This is a genomic window from Brevibacillus brevis (assembly GCF_900637055.1).
In the GTDB taxonomy this organism is placed as follows: Bacteria; Bacillota; Bacilli; order Brevibacillales; family Brevibacillaceae; genus Brevibacillus; species Brevibacillus brevis.
The window spans coordinates 4,556,337-4,573,450 of the sequence record NZ_LR134338.1; the positions used below are offsets into that span (position 1 = coordinate 4,556,337).

Consider the following 17,114-nt stretch of genomic DNA (forward strand, 5'->3'; position numbering starts at 1 on the left):
GTGCTTTCGAATGGAATGGCAACAGTTCGAATATTTTCAAACCCTGGCAAGAATCCAACACGTGACACATGCTGCCGAAGCTCTCTCGATTTCCCAGTCTGCCCTTAGTCGCTCGATAGCCCGATTTGAGGATGAAATAGGCGTGCCCCTGTTTGACCGTCAGGGACGTTCGATTCGGCTCAATAAATATGGTCATCTCTTTTTAAAGCGAGTCGAAAACATGATGAAGGAATTTCATGAAGGAAAACAAGAAATCATGGATTTGCTTGATCCAGATAAAGGAGAAGTGTCTCTTGGATTTCTGCACACGTTAAGTACCAGCCGTATCCCTGATTTACTGGCTTCTTTTCGCTCCCACTACCCAAACGTTCATTTTCGACTCGGACAAGGTCCCTCCCATACGCTTATGAATCAGTTGCAAGGAGGAGAATTTGATCTTTGTCTACTTGCTCCTATGGATATGAAATCTCCTTTTGTATGGAAGCCGCTTTGGGATGAAGAACTTTTTGTGATTGTCCCCAAAGACCACAAATATGCAAATCGTACCTCGATTACTTTGGAAGAGATTGCAGATGAATCCTTTATCCATTTAAAAGAAGGGTACTCCCTTCGTATTACCGTCGAGCAATTGTTTCAAGCAGCGGGAATTACACCTCCGATTACCTTTGAAGGAGAGGAAGCAGATACCGTTGCAGGACTGGTCGCTGCCGGACTGGGAATCTCCCTTTTGCCCAATTTAAAGGGAACGGACCAGAGTAAGATCACACAAATCCCTGTCAAAAGCCCGAAGTGCCAACGAACCATTGGAATTGCCTGGGTAGAAGGGCGATATTTATCACCTGCCACTGAAAAATTTAAACAATTTGTTATGAACCATGCCTGCGATTTTGAATAGGGATGGGTGAACCTACGACTGCCCCCTTTCCCTTGATTCTCTTCGCCAACTCATGAGTACCAAAGACAATGCAATCGTCGTGAGGAGAATGCCAAGCACTTGCAACCCCTCGGCACTAAACTTATCTCCCATTACAATGCCGATCAACAATGAGGAGAGAATGGTTCCCAGGTATCTGGATGTATTAAATAATCCGGAAGCTACGCCGATGATTTCTTTTGGAGAACTTTTGAACAAGGCTGCTTGCATTCCGACATTGTTTAATCCGTTGCTAATACCAAATGCTGCTAACGCCACACACACACTAATCACATGTGAATCTTGATTGAACGTCACGAGCCACAATGACCCCAATGTCATAAGCAAGGCGGATGCGAACAATGCCGGCCGAGGTCCTGATTGATCAATCCATCGTCCTGCTAGTGGAGACACAACGAGTGAGCATAAACCTAAGCTGAGCATGAGCATTCCTGTATGGAACTCGCTGACATGGCGAACCATTTGCAAGTAGGACGGAAGCCCGAAAAAAAGCGAATAAAAAAGGACGTTAACGAGCATGAATTCGATATTGACCCACGTCATCGCAGGATACTTGGCGAATGTCCGTAGAGGAATAAACGGAGACGTCGTTTTTAACTCATGTCGTACGAAAGCCCCCAGTGTAACGAGGCCGATTCCTCCAACCAGAATATGCCACCATGAGACATGCCCGGATGATTTTGCTGACAGTAATCCAACGAGCAGTGCAACCAGCCCTACTGCGAAGAGCACGATCCCTGTTGCATCAATCAACTCCAACCATTTTCGAAAGGACATGTTATGTGCAACAGATGCTGCCGATTCATCCTTCGGAATCATCCTCCAGGCTAACAGGAAGCTCGCCACCACGAACGGAATATTCATGAGAAAGATAGCAGACCAATCCCAATAATGAATCAATACCCCGCCAATAAAAGGTCCAATCGCTGCTGCCCCGGACAGGAATATGGACAGTACGGAAAGCGCGGTCGCTTGTTTCTCCGTAATATGAATGCGTACAATGGCCATTCCAACCGCAACCATCATGCTTGTTCCGATCGATTGCACTATTCGGAACACAATGAGCCACCCAAAATTGGGTGATAATGGAGCCAATAAGGAAGCAAAGAAGGATACGACAAGCCCGGTAAGAAATATCTTCTTACGGCCGAACAAATCGCTTGCCTTTCCCATGACAGGTTGGGCGATCGCACTCGCAATGTAGAACGAGAAAATCATCCACGAAACAACCGTGAAGTCAAGACTGTAGACATTTTGTAGCCTTGCAATCGCAACAGAAATCATCGAAGAATTTAATGGGTTCAATAATATCCCTAGTCCAACGGCAATCATCAACCACCTGTTGTGAGCCCCCATTTTCAGCCCTCCTTAAAGCGTTTTGATGATATCGTACTGGAAATCAAACATTTACTCCAACGCATTTCATGTTATCATTTCATTGATTGGAAGGAATGAACGGAGGGTCTGAATGGAACTTCTTCAACTGCAATACTTTCTCACCGTAGCTCGTATGGAGCATGTGACCGATGCTGCCCGAAGTCTGCATGTGACCCAATCGTCCCTAAGCAAAACGATTCAACGATTGGAGGAGGATCTAGGAGTCCCACTCTTTGATCGAAAAGGGAGAAAGCTACGTCTGAATGAGTTCGGAAGCAAATTCCTCTGCCGGGTGGAAAGAGCTTTGTTTGAATTAGAACAGGGGAAGCTGGAGCTTCGCGATTTGTCCAACCCGGAGCATGGCACGCTTGAATTGGCGGTGACTACTGCAAGCACGCTGCCCAATATCCTTCGAGAGTTTCGGAAAAAGCGGCCCGATATCCAATTCCATGTACAAATGCTGACCACGCAGGAAATGGTCACGCTTCTTCATAGAGGAGAGGTCGATTTTTGCTTGTCCTCCCCTCCTATCCAAGAGGATGACATTGAATGTCAAATCGTGTTCATTGACCCTATCCTCGTAGCTGTTCCAAGGGGACATCGACTGGCAGACCGAAGCATCGTATCTTTGACAGATCTGAAGGATGAATGGTTTGTCGGGGTAAAGCGAGGGTACGGTACACGCGATTTCGTAGACGCTATATGCAAATCGGTTGGATTTGCGCCTAAATATGTGTATGAGGGAGATGAACCTGCAAGGCTAATCCAGCTGGTGGAAGCAGACATTGGCATAGCCTTCATACCGACCACGGCAAGAGATTCTCGTGAACAAATCAAGTATCTTCGAGTAGACAATGACGAATTGGTACGGGAAATCGCTTTATTATGGCACAAGAGTCGGTACATTTCGCGAGCCGCTCAAGAATTCCGTGAGGTTGTTGTCGATTATTTTGGGAATGTAAGCAAACTTGAGAGGTGATGAATCATGAAACTTCACGATTGTCCTACTTGTAATACCAACAGTCAAGAATGCATGATCGTCATCGAGAATGCGCTGCACCCTACAGCTGAGAGATTAACGTGCAGGCATATCCCAATAGCGGAACAAAAAACAGACACGTCACATTCGCGTGTCTGTTTTTGTGGACGCTTCAGGTGCCTTTAGGATAATTCGATCTTCTTCCAGCTCGATTCGCAGCATGCCGTCCGCCTGGATCGCCTGGAGGTACTCCATTGGGATCTGCAGTCTCCCCACCTGATCAAGCACCGCCAATTCCTCATGAGTGTCCGTGTCCGCGTTCGCTTCCTCATCCCAAGACTCGGAAGTGTTTTCTTCCGTTCCTTTTCTGCGCAACAATTCGCTAGACGTTTTCCCGTCCCGAATGGCTACGACGCGATCCACTTTGCGCGCCAGCTCCAAGTCATGAGTCACGATGACGACCGTTAGCCCGAACGAACGGTTCAGCTCTTGAAACAAATCGAGAATGATAGCTGCTGTTCGAGTGTCTACACTGCCAGTCGGCTCATCTGCCAAAAGCAGCTTGGGCTCGTTCGCCAAAGCGATCGCGATGGCTACCCGCTGTTGCTCACCGCCGGAAAGTTCGCTCAGCTTGTTCTTTTTTCGGTGGCCCAGCCCCACCAGTTCCAACAACTCGTGGGCGCGCTCCCTTTTTCGCTTGCCCCGCAAAAGCATCGGCATCTCCACATTTTGCAGAGCAGATAGATAAGGGATCAGATTGCGGGCGTTGTTCTGCCAGACAAAGCCTACGGTCTGCAAGCGATATTGAACCAGCTCGGAAGTCGTCAATCGAAACAAATCAGCTCCCGCCACGGAAAGTTTGCCTGCCGAGGGACGGTCCAGTCCTCCCAGCATGTTCAGAAGCGTTGATTTGCCGCTACCGCTATTCCCGATGATCCCCATCAGCTCTCCGGTCTCTACGCGCAAATCCAACCCTTGCAGCGCCACCACTTCCAGATCATTTGCCTTGTAGATTTTCACCAAATTTTCGCATACGATCATCTGTTTAGTCCTCCCCCAGCTTCACGGCTTGATGGATCTGCATCCGTGACAGCAGAATACCAACGATTCCGATTCCGATAAACAGTGTCACAGCAATGAACGTATAAATGATTTGTTCATCTTGAGGCCTCGAAATGACAGTAAAGGGAGGAACTTGCTTATCGGCATGCAAATAGAGACTGAGTGCAGGCAAAAACAGGCTATTTGCCAGCTTGCCCGCTGTCATTCCAATCGCAAAAGCGACGCCAAACGTCAAGAGCTGCTCCCACGCGAGTATGGCAAGAAGCTGTCTGAATGGCATCCCCATCGCGCGGAATACTCCGTATTGCAATTTTCTGGCTCCAAGTGTAAGCACCCAGTACAACACGTAGCCGATAAAGGTGACCAACATGGAAAGCAGGAACCCAAGCGTCAGCGATCCGTTCAGCCCCAAATAAAACGCGCTGTTTTTCACTAGGATGACTTGCTGTTTGGCATTATTCAGCATAGCGAGCTTGACTCCCTCTTGTTCCAGACCCTTGTAAAGCGATTCCGAAGACGCTCCCGCTTTCATTTTGATCCAAACCTCATACGGCTCCTGACGAATCTTGTCTTGCACGAACGGGAGATTGGCGACGGCCAAATACTGCTCTTCCATTCTGCTTCCGTATGTGCTTTTTACAGTCGCAGGATTCCATCCCGGCCAGTAATCCACGATGGCATACACAATCATTTCAACCCTGCGAGAATCCCCCCAACCGAGCAGGATGGTTTGTCCCTCCACCACTTGCAGCTTGTCAGCGAGGCTGCGAGACAGCAAGAGGGCACGCGGTTCTTTTGCTATCAAATTCAAATACTCGTGGAAGTGATGGGGCAGCAAGTCTGGCTTCATCCAAGCCGTCTTTGCAAACTCATTAGGATCAATCCCCATCAAGGTGATATCCTTCACAGGATCACCCCGAAAAGAAGCCTCCGCCAGCCCGTTCACATAGACTTTCGTTGCATGCTCAACCCCGGGCAGGCCGCTGTACAAGTCAAAATCCGGCTCCACATACTGAACAGGAGGAGCTACAGGCTCTTTTTCCACTCCCCCCTCCTCCCCTTCTTCTGCAACATTATTTCCTCGCCGAAAGACCGTTACTTCCGGCTTGTCGCTCTTCCACTCCGCCTTCAAACGAATATCCGCGCCCATTTGGTAACGGATTCTCTCCTCTGCATTTTGATTAATCGTCCGTGCCATGCTTGCGCTGAACATCCCGACGGCGACCGTAATCGTCACGAACAGCATGAGAAAATGATATTGCCGTGGAGCCCTCCCTACCTGCACCAGCGTCGTATGCAGAGAAAGCGGGAAAAAGGAGCGTCCCGCCCAAGACATCAGGCGTAGGACCCACGGATACAATCGGAGAAGAAGCAGGCCAAAACCAAGTGAAAACAGAACGGGCACAAAAAAGAGAAGAAAATCGATCGAGATAGCCGAAGCCCCTTCGCTCGTTTTTGCTGCGGTTTCAGCGGCGTTTTGATAGGAATACCATCCATACCACGAGATCGCAAGCAGCAGAACGTCGAGAAACAGCCGATGCCAAATCGCTCGTCCTCCCATCCTCGCCATGCTTTGCTTGTGTGTGACGATATTTTGCCTGGTTGCCAGAAATACAGAAATCAAAACGAGTGTGATACAGGCGAGCACCATCCACGCAGCATACACGAAAACTTCGCTACTAATGGTGACATCCAGACCTTTGCGATCGACGAATTCGAGAAATCCATTCGAGATGCCAAGTATCTTGCTAAGCTGTATCCCTACAACTGGACCGATCAGAAAAGCGCATAACCCTAAAATGGCGATCTCCATGAAATAAATAGAGAAAATCTGCATTCTGCTGGCTCCCCTGCTGCCCAGCACTGCGATTTCCGTTCGCTGCCTCTCCACAATTAATCCCGAAACCATCACAAGATAAAGACCGAGCATGATGAAAATGGGGATGTAGAGCGACCAGAGAATGGTTTTGAATTGCTTCTCTTGCTCATTGTACTTGCCCACGAGACTGGCCGCCGGAAACTGAACGTTGATCTCCGCTTTTTTCAATCCGAGCTGTTGCAGTTTGCCTTCGATCCCGGCCACGGCTGAATTCAGCTTCTCTGTATCGCTTATTCGAAATGATTGGTAGTGAAAAGCGGTATACATCTGGGTTGAAATGACCAGATTCTTCTCTTCCAAAAATGTTTTCCGAAAAAGGCGTTCATCCAATATGAAGCCATTGGAGTATTCACTGGTCGTAACAAACCAATAAGGATCGTTCCCCTCTTTTTCCTTGAAAACGCCGACTGGTTTGATTCGCACCTTGAGTCCTTTTGCTTCACTCGCTGTCAACTCATAAAGGCTGCCCAGCACCATCCGCCGATCCTTTAACGCTTTTTCCGTCACCAACGCTTCGTACACGCCATCAACGGGAGTTGCAGCAGGCAAGCGACCGTCAATCAGCGTCATGTGCTGCTCCAGAGCACTGAGGGAATAAAGCCGTGTACTTTCGGAACTGATCGGATTCTTTGGCTGTATATTTGGCTGTCTGGCGTCAAACGGGATTGTCCGCAAAATGGTTACTTCTTCATACACGGGTACCCCCAGCGAAGCAATCACTTTGCTTTGAAGATGAGCGGCCATTTCGTCCACAAGACCCGTACCATTCTTCCCAAGCTTGTTTTGATTAACGGAGATCAGCAAACCACCGGGGAAGCGCTTCACATTCTTTTGGTATTCCTCCAGATCCTTTGTCAACATACGCTGGAGTACCCCTGACGTGAATGCGGGTATACTCGATACCAGTCCGACAGCGACGATCAGCCCGATCAGCAGGCTGCCGACCAGCCAGCGGTTATTCATCATTTTCCGCAAGATCATTTGCAGCATCGCCACAAGATTGTCCCCCTATTCCAAAATAACCAGTTGGCCTGCCGAAAGACCTTTGCGAATCTCAATCTCCGTCTGGGTCATGATGCCGGTCTCCACGTCCACTTCCTTCTTGCTATTCCCGTCGAGCACCCGCACGTACTTCCTGCCCAATAGTTCATGAAGTGCTTTTCTCGGTATGATGAGCGCCTGATCCTGCTTGTCCACAATTACTTCGATACTGACTCCTGTCCCGATCTCCAAGCCCTTCGGGGGAATTTTCGGTGAAATCAGCAAACTTCTCTGATACAGCTTCGTCAAATCCTCTGGTAAATTGGATGGGACATGCAGGGGTGTCTGAACAACTGTCCCCTCGCCATTTTCGCCGTCTTTGCCCGAGAGAATGACCTTCATTCCTTCTCGAACGTCTTGCAGAGCCTCTTTCTCAGGAGCGGTATACACCACGAACAGCTTGTTCGGATCGCCTATCGTTACCAACTTTTGATGCGCTTCCACCTCATCTCCTACCTGCTCGTTGCTTGTAAAAAGCACGATGCCGTCAAAGGGCGAGATCAGCTTGGTCTCGTTCCAACGCTGTTGCAGGTTCTTCAAGTCCATCTCTTTTTGCTTTACGTTCAGCCTGGCACGCTCGACCACGTACTGCCGCTTCTTGGGATCCTGCAATTTCGCCAAGTCTAGCTGAGCCTTTTCCAATTCGATCTTGGCTAGCTTGGTCTCGTTTACCTTGGCGTTCATCTCTGCCTTCAAAACGTCCAGCTTTGCGGATTCGACTTCGTAGTGATTATCCTGCTGGGCTTCAAGCAGCTCCAGCTTTGCCTTCTCCACTTCATACCGGGCCGACTCAATCGCCCTTTCCATTTCAGCCGCATCCAATTCAGCAAGCACCTGTCCTTTTTTCACCTGATCGCCTCCTTGGACAGAGAACGACTTCAGCCGCAGTCCCTTCGTCTCTGGGAAAGAGAGCTCCGCCGTTTTCACGGTCGTGAAAGAGGCGTTTCCTTTCACACTTTTTACGATCGTCCCTTGCAAAACTTCTGCTACCTCGTATTTGATAGGTGACGGCTCGACTAATGGCGGAGCCAGAACCTCCTCTTCCTTAGGGAATAAGGAGCAACCCGTCAACAAAAGGAAAACGGTTACGTACGCCCATTTTAATTTGCTATTCCTTGATACGACCGTCCTCCAATTCATAGACATCGTCGGCCACCTCCATTACACCGGGATCATGTGTCGTCATGACAATGCTCATAGCACCCTCATCGACCAGCTGGCGAAACAGGCCGCTGATTTGCATACCCGTTTTACTATCCAGCTCAGCTGTCGGCTCATCCGCCAATAGTAATGTCGGCCTGTTCGCAACAGCTCTGGCAATCGCACAGCGTTGCTGTTCTCCACCGGACATCTCAAATGGCCGATGGTGCACCCGTTTGGAAAGTCCAACGATATCAAGCGATTCGCGAACACGCTCCTTCCATTCTGCAGCAGGCACCCCTGACAGCCGGAGTCCAAACTCGACGTTTTCAGCGGCTGACATCAGCGGAAGCAGGCCAAACGACTGGAAGATAAAGGCCATGTTCTTTCGCCTGATCCTCGTTCGCTCATGATCCGATAGCTGGCCGATTTCTCGTCCCTGAAAGTACACGCTTCCTACCGTCGGACGATCGAGGCCACCCAACAGGTTTAATAGAGTCGTTTTTCCTGATCCTGATCTGCCTTTTAAAACAAGCAGTCGCCCTGATTCTACACGCATTTCTACGCCCGCAAGCGCTCTGACGGCAGCTGCCCCTCTGCCAAACGTGCGTTCTACGTTTTTTGTCTCTGCAATGAACGGCAAAATGACACCCCCGAAAATATATCTGAAAAATGCAAGTTTTGTTAATAGTAACTCAAACAAAAACTATTGTTTAGTAAAATTGGAATAAACTAATATTAACAAAAATAAACACCATATTTTGGCCACTAATGCCACCTACAAAAGAAAAAAGGCAAAACCCTGTGGTTCTGCCTTTTTCTTATTTCTTTCGATTTTACAAAGCCCCAGAAACGACATTCCCGCGGAACATGACTGCTTGGCGCTTCGCACGACGTGCAACAGCCTCTGCTGCCGAGGATGCATGAACGAATACGATATCCGCCTCATCGCCAACATTCGGCCATAGGCGGTTGCCCTCTTTATCCAGCGGCGTCTTCCCGCCTGTAATGAAGCCCAGTGCTTGAGACAGGGAACGCTCGTCCTGCATACGGAAGCGCTCTGCCAAGCGGCCCGCTTTTTCCAAGCTGTCGCCTTGTCCAAATGGCGACCAGTGATCAGTAATACTGTCGTCACCGAGAGAGACCGAAACGCCTTTCTCATGCAGCAATGGGATCGGAATTGTTCCTCTGTTCACGGGTACAGTGGAAGTAATCGAAATGCCCAAGCCAGCGAGCATTTCCGCTACTTCGCCTGCTTCTTCCAGGCTGATGTCGGCAAGGGAGTTGGCATGGCTGATGGTAACGCGACCTTGCCAGCCTGCTTCTTCGGTCATTTTAGCCAGACGCTTGAATGTAAACACCCCGAGATGATCCGGGTCATGCAAGTGAACATCGATTGGTGCATTCGCTTCGACTGCCAGCTCAAAAATGGTAGCGAGCGATTTCTCGATGTTTTGATCGACGGTTGCCGGGTCTACACCACCAACGTAGGTCGCGCCCATTTTCAAGGCTTGGCGGATGTTCTCCACTTGGTTGCTTCGCAGAAGACCTTGCTGCGGGAAGGCAACGACCTCGCACTGCAATCTGCCGCTGAAGGTTTCCAGAGCTGCCATGGTCGCTTCCAGGTTTTTGAGTCCGATATACGGATCGATATTACAATGGGAGCGAATATGGGTGGAGCCTGCGGACAGCAGCAATTCCAGCATTTTTTCTGCGCGCTCTTGGGCTGTTGGCAACAGCTTTGGCATGAGCTGGCTCTCTTCTTCCAGTCGACCCAAGATGTTTTTTACTGGTGTCACTGCTTTCCAAGGGCCGCCATAGTACGTTTTGTCGATGTGGATGTGCATATCCCGAAATGACGGCAGGGCCAACAGACCGCTGGCATCCTTCGTTGGCAGCTCGGTTTGTGGAGCAGCTCCATTCACGATCTGTAGAATTCGTCCGTCTTCTATTAATAGATGCGCCACTTCAGTATCTGTAGCAACCACCTTGTCATTTTCTTTGCGGTATCCGCTCTCCAAGCGGACGTTGGTTATCCAATAGGCTGTAGACATCTATCCATGACATCCTTTCTATTTAAAAGTAGTACTACCACTCACCCGCTACCCGATTGCCTTGGAAAAGAACGACCTTGCGCTTCGCACGTCTCGCAACTGCTTCTGCTGAACATGTCGCTTCGACTGCCATCAGGCTCGCCTCATCTCCAACCAATGGCCACAGGCGATTCCCGGTTTCATCGAGAGTGATCCGCCCTTCTGTCACGAAGCCAAGTGCTACGCCTAACGATCTTTCATCCGTCAAGCGGAAGCGTTCAGCCAGTCGTCCCGCTTTTTCCAACAAGTCTCCACTGCCAAAGGGTGTCCAGTTGTCTGTCAGGCTATCGTTGCCGAGCATGACGGCAACCCCTTCTTGATGCAGCAACGGAATCGGTATGGTCGGGCGATTGATCGGCACGGTCGATGCAAGGGAGATACCAAGAGAGGCGAGTCGTTGTGCCATCTCTCTGGCTTCTTCCTGCGAAACATCGCCTAATCCCATCGCGTGACTAATCGTGACACGTCCTTGCCAGCCTGCCTCTTCAGTCAGAGCAGCGAGGCGCTTCATCGTAAACACGCCGAGATGCCCCGGATCATGCAAATGCATGTCAATGTCGGCATCCGCTTCGACTGCCAGCTCTAGCATCGTTTGCAGGGAACGCTCGATGTCCCCGTCTACTCCACCCGGATCGACGCCGCCTACATGAGTGGCGCCTTGACGCAGTGCCTCACGTACCATGTCGCGTGCTTGTGTACGCAGCATGCCATAATGCGGGAACGCAACGATTTCGTGGGAGACACGGTCTGCATACGTCTCAAATGCTCTCTTCATTCCCTCCAAAAACCCAAGACCCACCTGTGGGTCCACATGACAATGCGTTCTTACATGCGTAACCCCTGTTTCCACCAGCAGCGAGAGAATTTTTTCTGCTCCTGTCTGCGCCTGCTTGAGATACATCGGCAACAGCCCTCTGTCCTCAGCGTGGCGTTCGAACAAGTTTTTTACGGGAGTTGTTGCCTTCCATGGGCCGCCGTAATACGTTTTTTCCAGATGAATGTGCTTCTCGGCCATAGACGGCAAGATCAGTAAGCCCTTCGCGTCCTTTTTCGGCAGCCCATCCTCCAAAATTTCACTAGAAGGGACAATGCGCGTAATTTTCCCATGCTCAATGAGCAAATCGCACAGCTCTGTCCGTGTTCCACTGACCACGCCTTCTTCCCACTCATACCCGATTTCCAATCGAGCGTTGACGATCCAATAAGGAGAAGATTTCACCGGCTTTTCACCCCTCTTAAACGTTCACTTCTTCCACTTGACCAGAAGCGAGATTGCCTTTGAAGAATACAGCGTGTCGATCTGCACGGCGCGCGATCGCTTCTGCCGAGCAGGTCGCATCCACGAGGATCAGGCTAGCGTCTTCCCCTTGTGCAGGCCACAGCTGTGTTCCGTTGGCATCCAGCGTCGTTTTGCCACCTGTGATAAAACGCAGCGATTGAGACAGCGACAGCTCGTCCAGCCAACGATTGCGTTCTGCCAGTCGCCAGAGGCGCTCCAGCACATCGCCATTTCCGTATGGCTGCCACGTGTCAAAAATGTTGTCGCAGCCGACCGCAACGTCTACGCCATTTTGGTGCAACAGCTGCACAGGTGGAATGACGCGGCTAAATGGCACGCTGGTGATGATCGTAATGCCTGCTTCCCGCAGGATCGTCGCCATCTCCTCTGCTTCTTGCACAGGGATGTCTCCGAGCGCAAACGCATGGCTGATCGCTACGCGGCCTTGCCAGCCAGCGTCTACGGTCATTGCTGCCAGCCGCTTCATCGTGTAGGTTCCCAAATGTCCCGGGTCATGCAAATGCAAGTCCACACCTGCGTTTGCTTCTACCGCCAGCTCCATCATTTGGTGCAAGGATTCTTCTATATCACCATCCACATTAGCTGGGTCTACGCCCCCGACATGAGTCGCTCCTTGGCGCAATGCTTCACGCAAGAGTGCTTTTGCATCTGTACGCAACAAGCCATGCTGCGGAAATGCCACGATTTCGTGGGTGACTCGATCCGCGTAGGTTGCTAATGCTGCTTTTACTGATTCCAAATTGGAGATTCCTACTTCCGGGTAAATGTCCACATGTGTACGCACGTGTGTCGAGCCATAGGACAAGAGGATCTCCAACAGATTCTCCGCACGCTCTTGTGTGGTTGTCGGCAAACTTGGCAGTGTGCGCTTTTCAATTTCACAGCGTTCAAAGATATTGGACACAGGAATGACAGCCCGCCATGGTTCTCCCTGAAGCGTCTTGTCCAAATGAACATGCTTCTCTACTAATGATGGGAGTGCCAATAAGCCTTTTGCATCCTTTTGCAAAATACCGTCTGTAAGCGTCTCTGTCGCTGGTACAATACGCGCGAATTTTCCGTCTTTTACCAAAATGTGATACAAGGATGCCTCTGTCCCCGTGACGACACCATTTTCCCGACGGTAGCCCGTCTCCAAACGAACATTGGTCAACCAATAGGTAACGCCCATCCATTATCCACCCTCTCTTTGTCTCTCTCCATTCCTTTCTCCCCCATTATCTAGGAAGCCGGAAGACTTGATTTGCACAATCTTTACGTCTATTTTCACTATTTTTACGACTTGTTCAAATTGCCTTTACTTCGTACATTTTTCTGATAACTTTGACGTAAGCAAAGGAGGGGTTACACCATGAAGGTTGAGATCGCACCAACCAATCAAGCTCTTCCGCCCAAAGCAGCGGCTGCTCGCCCTAGCAGATGGCGGACTTTTTACAGGAAACTACGAAAAAACAAACTCGCCATGGTAGGCGGCTGTATCGTGATTTTCTACATCGTGATTGCCCTGTTGGCACCATTCATCGCTCCCTACGATCCATATGAAATTGACTTGGTCAACAAGTTGAAGCCACCATCTGCTGAACACTGGATGGGTACCGATGACAAAGGCCGGGATGTACTGAGCCGTCTTTTATACGGAACACAGCTCTCGATGTCCGTCGGATTTGTCGCCGTCTTTATTGGTGCATTTTTCGGAATTATTCTCGGCTTATTATCCGGTTACTACGGAGGCTGGGTAGATACGGTCATCTCCCGTATCATCGACGTTCTGCTCGCCTTCCCCGGAATCCTGCTTTCTCTGGCCATCGTCAGTGCCTTAGGGCCGAGTCTCTTTAACGTTATGATCGCCGTTGGTATCTTCTCGATTCCTGTATTTGCACGGATCGTCCGCGGCTCTACTTTGACCGTGAAAAAACTGGAGTACATCGATGCGATCCGCTCACTCGGTGCCAATGACTTCACGATTATCTTTAAACACATTTTTCCAAACATTTTGTCTCCTATTATCGTACAGGCAACGATGCGCCTAGCTACCGCGATTCTATCCGCTGCTGGCCTTTCGTTCCTCGGACTGGGAGCACAGCCTCCTCTGCCGGAGTGGGGCGCCATGCTCAGCAACGGACGTGACTTCTTGTTTACCGCTCCACATCTGGCCATGTTCCCTGGTTTCGCTATTGCAACTCTTGTTCTCGGCTTCAACATCTTTGGAGACGGCCTTAGGGACGCTCTCGATCCACGAATGAAAACTTAGGAGGGAATGCTACCATGTTTGTTTACATTATCCGTCGCCTGCTGCAGATGATTCCCGTCCTGCTCGGTGTCATTCTGGTCGTCTTTTTGATCATGCAAATGGTTCCTGGCGACCCAGCTGTATTGCTCGCCGGAGAAGGCGCTTCTGAGGAAACCATCGCGAAAATGCGCACACAGCTCGGCTTGGATCAGCCGATCATGGTTCAATACGCGCAATATGTCGCCAACGTGTTCCAAGGCGATCTAGGTACATCACTTCGCTCTAATCTTCCCGTGTGGGATGAAATCATGGCGCGCTTGCCCGCTACCATCGAACTCGCCATTGCCAGTATTTTTGTAACGGTTGTCCTCGGAATGATCGCAGGTATCATCTCTGCTACCAAGCAATACTCTGCTGCTGATATTACGATCATGGTTATTGCCTTGCTCGGTGTATCCTTGCCAAGCTTTTGGCTCGGCTTGAGCTTGATCTACACGTTCTCCGTCAAGCTGCAGCTCTTCCCGGTCGCAGGCTGGGGCACCTGGAAGCACATGATTTTGCCAGCGATCACACTCGGTACCGCTGGGGCTGCTATCGTTGCTCGTATGACTCGCTCCAGTATGCTCGACGTCGTGCGTCAAGACTATATACGCACAGCAAAAGCAAAAGGCTTGCGTGAAACAGTCATCATTTACAAGCATGCTTTGAAAAACGCATTGATCCCGATTATTACCGTCGTCGGCTTGCAGTTCGGTTTCCTTTTGGGTGGTACGGTTCTCGTAGAATCTGTATTTGCCATCAACGGTTTGGGCCGTCTGATCGTCGATGCGATCCGCATGCGTGATTTGCCCGTCGTACAAGGCGGCGTACTGATCGCTTCCATTATCTTCGTGTTCGTGAACCTGCTCGTCGATGTATTGTATCGCTACTTTAATAAACGAATTGATCTGAACTAAGGAGGGATCACCATGCCGGAGCAACAAGATATCATCCTGGACGTTCGCAATCTGCAAACGCATTTTTTCACAGACGATGGCGTCAGTAAAGCAGTGGACGGCGTTGATTTCTCTCTAAATAGAGGAGAGACACTCGGTCTGGTAGGAGAATCGGGCTGTGGAAAAAGTATCACTTCCCTCTCGATCCTGCGTTTGATTGCCAGTCCTCCGGGAAAAATTGTAGGAGGAGAAATCCTTTTCAAAGGGCAAGACCTGACGAAGAAATCCGAGACAGACATGCGCGCGATCCGCGGGAACGAGATTTCGATGATTTTCCAAGAGCCTATGACCTCGCTCAATCCGGTTTATTCGGTTGGGGAGCAAATCGCAGAAGTATTGCGCCTGCACCAAAATATGGGACGGAAGGAAGCGTGGGACAAAGCAGTAGACATGCTGCGTCTGGTCGGTATTCCTTCCCCGGAAAAACGCGCGACGCAAGAGCCGCATGAATTGTCTGGGGGTATGCGCCAACGCGTTATGATCGCGATGGCTCTCGCCTGCCGCCCGGAAATTTTGATCGCGGATGAACCGACGACGGCTTTGGATGTTACCATTCAGGCTCAGATTCTCGAGCTGATGAAAAAGCTGCAAGTCGAAATGGGCATGAGCATCATCATGATTACTCACGATCTTGGCGTCGTTGCTGAAACATGCGATCGCGTCGCGGTCATGTACGCGGGAAAGGTCGTGGAGTACACGACTGCACAAAACCTGTTCGCGAATCCACGCCATCCCTATACAGTAGGGCTGATGAACTCCCTCCCCCGTCTGGATGAGGACGTGGAAGAGCTGCAAGCGATTAAAGGGAACGTACCAAGTCCGTTCAACATGCCAGTTGGATGCCGATTCGCTCCGCGTTGCCCGCATGCAACAGAGCTGTGCAATACGAAGCTTCCCGAGCTCTTGGAGTATGCAGACGGAAGCAAAGTACGCTGCTGGATGTATACGTCTGAGTGGGACGGCGACACCAAGACTGCTACGGAAGTGGGGGTATGACCATGATGACGACACAAGCGAATCCAACGAAAAAACCACTGCTCGAAGTAAAAAATCTCAAGCAGCACTTCCCGATCAAAGGCGGCATTTTAGGCCGTACCGTCAACCATGTAAAAGCCGTAGATGACATCAGCTTCACAATCTATGAAGGAGAAACACTGAGTATTGTAGGCGAATCCGGTTGTGGCAAATCCACTACCGGTCGTGCCATCCTCCGTCTGGATGAACCAACGAGCGGAACGGTATTATTCGAAGGACAAGATCTGCTGGCGATGTCCAAGAAGCAAATGCGCGACATGCGCAAGCATTTGCAGGTCATTTTCCAGGACCCATTCGCTTCGCTCAACCCGCGCCAATCTGTATCCGCTATTCTCGGGGAAGCGTTGGCGATCCAAAATATCGTACCTGCGCATCAACGCCGCGAGCGCATTATCGAGCTGCTCGGCTATGTAGGCTTGCGTCCGGATCAAATTGACCGTTTCCCGCATGAGTTCAGCGGCGGACAACGCCAACGCATCGGAATTGCCCGTGCCCTCGCGATGCAACCGAAGCTGATCATTTGTGACGAAGCCGTATCCGCACTCGACGTATCCATTCAGGCTCAAGTGTTGAATCTCTTGAAATCGTTGCAAAAGCAATTCAAGCTGACGTATTTGTTTATCTCCCATGACCTCGGCGTCGTTCGTCACATCTCGGATCGCGTCATGGTCATGTACCTCGGTAAAGTCGTAGAGATTGCGGATAAAAAGTCCCTGTTTGACAACCCGCAGCATCCTTACACGCAGGCACTCTTGTCTGCAATCCCGGTGCCAGACATAAACAAAAAGCAGGAACGGATCATTCTGCGCGGAGATGTACCTTCTCCCATCAATCCTCCGCAGGGCTGCCGCTTCCATACGCGTTGCCCGTATGCGATTGATCGCTGCAAAACAGAAGTACCTGGCTTGACCAGCCTGCACGATACGCATCAAGTTGCCTGCCACCTTGTCCAAGTCTAATCATAGAGAGATTAAAATTTTCTAAAAACGCAAGAGATCACGAAGCAGCATGATATGATGGTAACTGCAAAATCTATCCATACAGAAGGG

At 50.2% G+C, this 17,114-nt stretch carries 14 protein-coding genes; 6 read left to right on the top strand and 8 right to left on the bottom strand.

The window, feature by feature from the left end; genetic code table 11:
- Positions 1-10 precede the first annotated feature (10 nt).
- Positions 11-895, top strand: coding sequence for a LysR family transcriptional regulator (locus EL268_RS21905; protein WP_106654378.1), 885 nt, complete (start codon positions 11-13; stop codon positions 893-895).
- 12 nt (positions 896-907) lie between these two features.
- On the opposite strand, the gene EL268_RS21910 is transcribed toward EL268_RS21905, so the two are convergent.
- Complete coding sequence (locus EL268_RS21910; RefSeq protein WP_106654377.1) at positions 908-2,290, bottom strand: MFS transporter; 1,383 nt, start codon at positions 2,288-2,290, stop codon at positions 908-910.
- A gap of 112 nt (positions 2,291-2,402) precedes the next feature.
- Here EL268_RS21910 and EL268_RS21915 point away from each other — a divergent pair, with 112 nt between their 5' ends.
- The gene (locus EL268_RS21915) at positions 2,403-3,290 is read left to right on the top strand and encodes a LysR family transcriptional regulator (RefSeq protein WP_106654376.1); all 888 of its coding nucleotides are present in this window, start codon (positions 2,403-2,405) and stop codon (positions 3,288-3,290) included.
- Between the two features lie 141 nt (positions 3,291-3,431).
- Here EL268_RS21915 and EL268_RS21920 read toward each other — a convergent pair whose 3' ends face one another.
- From EL268_RS21920 to EL268_RS21950, 7 genes are all read right to left on the bottom strand, one after another.
- Positions 3,432-4,331 (bottom strand): ABC transporter ATP-binding protein, encoded by a 900-nt coding sequence (locus tag EL268_RS21920; RefSeq protein ID WP_106654375.1) that lies wholly within the window; start codon positions 4,329-4,331, stop codon positions 3,432-3,434.
- A 4-nt stretch (positions 4,332-4,335) separates the two neighbouring features.
- On the bottom strand, positions 4,336-7,221 hold the full coding sequence (locus EL268_RS21925; protein WP_232030587.1) for an ABC transporter permease: 2,886 nt from the start codon (positions 7,219-7,221) through the stop codon (positions 4,336-4,338).
- Positions 7,222-7,239: 18 nt separating this feature from the next.
- A complete protein-coding gene (locus tag EL268_RS21930) occupies positions 7,240-8,418 on the bottom strand; it encodes an efflux RND transporter periplasmic adaptor subunit (RefSeq protein WP_106654373.1) in 1,179 nt (392 codons plus the stop codon).
- Positions 8,381-9,055 carry an ABC transporter ATP-binding protein gene (locus tag EL268_RS21935; RefSeq protein ID WP_106654372.1) on the bottom strand — a complete coding sequence of 225 codons (675 nt, stop codon included), beginning with the start codon at positions 9,053-9,055 and terminating at the stop codon, positions 8,381-8,383. Before EL268_RS21935 ends, EL268_RS21930 begins: the two co-directional genes overlap by 38 nt.
- Before the next feature lie 193 nt (positions 9,056-9,248).
- Positions 9,249-10,466: an amidohydrolase family protein gene (locus tag EL268_RS21940; protein WP_106654371.1), complete on the bottom strand. Its 1,218-nt coding sequence runs from the start codon at positions 10,464-10,466 to the stop codon at positions 9,249-9,251.
- A gap of 34 nt (positions 10,467-10,500) precedes the next feature.
- Entirely contained in the window at positions 10,501-11,724 is a 1,224-nt protein-coding gene (locus EL268_RS21945) for an amidohydrolase (RefSeq protein ID WP_106654370.1), read from the bottom strand.
- A gap of 16 nt (positions 11,725-11,740) precedes the next feature.
- Entirely contained in the window at positions 11,741-12,976 is a 1,236-nt protein-coding gene (locus tag EL268_RS21950; RefSeq protein WP_106654369.1) for an amidohydrolase, read from the bottom strand.
- A gap of 180 nt (positions 12,977-13,156) precedes the next feature.
- Between EL268_RS21950 and nikC the strand changes: the two genes are divergently transcribed.
- Genes nikC through EL268_RS21970 form a run of 4 tightly spaced genes read left to right on the top strand, consistent with a single transcriptional unit; the run spans position 13,157 to position 17,024 of the window.
- Positions 13,157-14,056, top strand: coding sequence for a nickel transporter permease (gene nikC, locus EL268_RS21955; protein ID WP_106654368.1), 900 nt, complete (start codon positions 13,157-13,159; stop codon positions 14,054-14,056).
- 14 nt (positions 14,057-14,070) lie between these two features.
- The gene (gene nikB, locus EL268_RS21960; RefSeq protein ID WP_106654367.1) at positions 14,071-14,991 is read left to right on the top strand and encodes a nickel ABC transporter permease; all 921 of its coding nucleotides are present in this window, start codon (positions 14,071-14,073) and stop codon (positions 14,989-14,991) included.
- Between the two features lie 12 nt (positions 14,992-15,003).
- Entirely contained in the window at positions 15,004-16,026 is a 1,023-nt protein-coding gene (locus EL268_RS21965) for an ABC transporter ATP-binding protein (RefSeq protein ID WP_106654366.1), read from the top strand.
- A gap of 2 nt (positions 16,027-16,028) precedes the next feature.
- The gene (locus tag EL268_RS21970) at positions 16,029-17,024 is read left to right on the top strand and encodes an ABC transporter ATP-binding protein (protein ID WP_106654365.1); all 996 of its coding nucleotides are present in this window, start codon (positions 16,029-16,031) and stop codon (positions 17,022-17,024) included.
- Positions 17,025-17,114 lie beyond the last annotated feature (90 nt).